The sequence below is a fragment of the Rhizobacter sp. P2_H2 genome (genome assembly GCF_056403375.1).
This window is the reverse complement of the sequence record NZ_JBFUFP010000667.1, coordinates 1-3,077: the sequence shown is the minus strand read 5'-3', so window position 1 is coordinate 3,077 and position 3,077 is coordinate 1. Positions and strand designations below refer to the sequence as shown.

At 73.9% G+C, this 3,077-nt stretch carries 3 protein-coding genes; all 3 read right to left on the bottom strand.

The genetic code is table 11. The features are described from left to right. The coding region (locus tag AC1D15_RS24390) for an NAD(P)H-hydrate dehydratase (RefSeq protein ID WP_477828002.1) at positions 1–1,374 on the bottom strand (1,374 nt) is incomplete at its 3' end. A 9-nt stretch (positions 1,375–1,383) separates the two neighbouring features. Continuing rightward, the gene (locus AC1D15_RS24385; RefSeq protein WP_477828001.1) at positions 1,384–2,721 is read right to left on the bottom strand and encodes an FAD-dependent oxidoreductase; all 1,338 of its coding nucleotides are present in this window, start codon (positions 2,719–2,721) and stop codon (positions 1,384–1,386) included. Then, a partial coding sequence (locus AC1D15_RS24380) for an amidase family protein (protein WP_477828000.1) occupies positions 2,721–3,077 on the bottom strand: 357 nt, incomplete at its 5' end. The genes AC1D15_RS24380 and AC1D15_RS24385, both read right to left, overlap by 1 nt.

Genomic DNA, 3,077 nt, shown 5'->3' with positions numbered 1-3,077 from the left:
GATCGACGCCGCGTGCGACGTCGACCAGCGCCCGCCGAGCCATCCGGCCAGCACGTCGCCGGTGCCGGCAGTGGCCAATGCGGCGTTGCCGGTCGGGTTGATGATCGGCGCGCCACCCGGCGCTGCGATCACGCTGCCCGAGCCCTTCAGCAGCACGACGGCCCGCAGTTCGTCGGCCAGTGCCTGCGCAGCGCGCAGTCGATCGGCCTGCACGCTCGCGGTGTCGCGGCCGAGCAGCCGCGCGGCCTCCAGCGGGTGTGGCGTCAGCACGGCCGGCCGGCCGCCACGGCCGCGCGCGATCAGCAACTGCCGCAGGCCGGTGTCGGCGGCGATCGCGTTCAGTGCATCGGCATCGAGTACCAGGCGGGCAGCCTGGCCGATCACCCGTGGCAGCACGGCACGCACCGCGGCCCCACCGCCACAGCCGCAGACCACGGTGGCTTCGCGCAGCAGGTCGTCTTTCCACAGCGCCCGCCTGATCATCAGCTCGGGGTGCTCGCCGTCGAGTGCCGGGCCGGTCTCGTCGAGCCAGCTCAGGTACGTGCGGCCTGCGCCGGCCGCATGCCCTGCGCGCGCGGCCAGCAGCGCGGCGCCCGCCATCCCCGGTGCGCCACCGATCACGACCAGGTCGCCGAAGCTGCCCTTGTGCTGCGCATGCGCGCGCTGCCAGCCGGCGGCGGGTGGCGCGGCGCCGAGTGAGGAGTCGACCGATCCGGGGTCGATGTCGACGCCGAGGGTTTCGAGCCAGACCTTGCCGCAGCGGTCGCGCCCCTGGCCGGTGAACAGCCCCGGCTTCAGCGTCAGCAGCGACAGCGTGTGCGTGGCCGTCACGCAGGCATCGCCATGCGGCTGGCCGGTGTCGGCATCGAGGCCCGACGGCACGTCGATCGCGAGCACCGGGCAGGCGAGGGCGTTGAGCCGGTCGATCAGCGCCGCCAGCGCACCTTCGGGGGCGCGGCTCGCRCCGATGCCGAGCAAGGCGTCGAGCGCAATGTCACCGGCGCGGCCGAAACCGAGGGGCGGCTGCTCGACCCACTGCAGGTCTGCGGCGAGCGCCAGCGCATGGGCCTGCTTCGCGTCGCCGCGCAGCCGTGATGGATCGCCCGCCAGCGTCACGAAGGTCTCGATGCCGGTGCGGCGCAGCGCGATGGCGGCCACCAGGCCGTCGCCGCCGTTGTTGCCCGGCCCGATCGCCACCCAGGCACGCCGCGTGTGCGGCGCGAGCGCCCGGGCGAGGCGCGCCACGGCATCGCCGGCGCGCTGCATCAGCATGAACGGCGGCACCGCCTGCAGCGCCGTGGCCTCGATCTCCCGCGTGCGTGCCAGCCCGTGCAGCGGCCAGGCAGGGGTTCCGGCATGGATCCGCTGCAGCATCGCGTTCACTCAGCGCCGCAGGCGCTCGATGCCCAGGCCGTCGATGTCGATCGCCGGCGCGCGCTGCGCGAGCTGGTCGGCCAGCACGCGTGCCGAGCCGCAGGCGAGCGCCCAGCCGCTGGAGCCATGGCCCAGGTTCAGCCAGATGCCGGCCAGCCCGCTCGCGCCCAGCACCGGTGGGCCGTCCGGCAGCATCGGCCGCGCGCCTTTCCAGCGCTGCGCCTGGCTCATGCGCGCCGCGCCCGGGAACCAGTCGTTCAGCACCTTGTACAAGGTGTCGAGCGAGCCCTTGTTCATCGCCTGCGCAGAGCCGCCCAGCTCGGCGCTGCCGGCCACCCGCACGCGTGAGCCCATGCGGCTCACGGCGACCTTGTACCGCTCGTCCATCAGCGCCGAGCGTGGGCCGACGTCGGGGTGCGCCTCGTGGTGGCGCAGCGGCGCCGTCACCGAGTAGCCGTAGACCGGCGCGAGCGGCAGGCGCAGCCCGTGCGGCGTCAGCAGCTGCGGTGCGCCCATCGCGGCGCAGACGACGATCGCGTCGAAGGTCTGCGTCTGCGGTTCGGCGATCGCCGGTGGCGCGCTGCGGCGGCCGCTGTCGCTGCTCGGTGTCGCGAGCGTCGATTCGTCGGCCGACAGCTGCAGGTGCGTGAGCTGCGGCCGCAGGCCGGGTTCGATGCGGCTGACGGTGGAGTGGAAGTTGAAGCGCGCGCCCAGGCGCTGCGCCTCGGCGCGCATCAGCCCGGCGAACTGGCGGCAGTTGCCGACCTCGTCGTTCGGCAGGTAGAGGCCGCCGTGCAGCGGGGTGTCGGGGTTCAGCCCGGGTTCGACGCGCCGGCATTGCGCCGCATCGAGCGTCTCGAAGCGGATGCCCAGGTCGTGCAGCATCGCGATGCCGGCCTGCGCATGGGCCGCGTCGCGCGCCGTGCGCCACAGCACCAGGTAGCCGTCGGTGCGCTCGTACTCGAGCTGCAGCGTGGCGGTCAGCTTGTGCAGGCGGTCGCGGCTGAACAGCGCGAGGCGCTGCATGCGCGAGCGGTTCGCGCGGAAGCTGTGCAGGCTGCTGGCGCGCCACCAGCGCCACATCCAGCCGAGCGTCGCCAGGTCGAGCGTCGGGTTCACGCGCACCGGCGAGTGCTTGCTGAACAGGTGGCGCAGCACCTTGCCCGGCATGCCCGGGGCGGCCCACGGCGTCACGTAGCCGGGCGCGATCACGCCGGCGTTCGCGAAGCTGGTTTCCGCGGCCACGCTGCCGCGGCGTTCGAACACCGTCACGTCGTGGCCGTCGGCGGCCAGTTCGTACGCGGACGTGACGCCGACGATGCCGGCGCCGATCACGGCGACGCGCATCAGGCGGCCTCCGCGTCGGACAGCGTGCGCTCGATCGCGAGCGAGACGTCGAGCACGGTGTCGTCGCGCAGCGCGCTGCTCCACACCATCAGGCCGACCGGCATCTCGCCGGTGCGGTGGCAGGGCAGCGAGAGCGCGCAGCCGTCGAGCATGTTGACGACCGACGGGTTCCGCAGCAGGCGCGCGTTGGTCGAGAAGAAGGCGTCGTCGCCGGCCAGGTCGGACACGAGGGGCGCGACCATCGGCACGGTGGGGCTCAGCAGCGCATCGAACGGCGCGAGGCGCGGCGTCATGCGGGCGATCCAGCCTGCGCGGGCCTGCAGCAGCGCGATGTAGTCGGCCGCGCTCATGCGCTC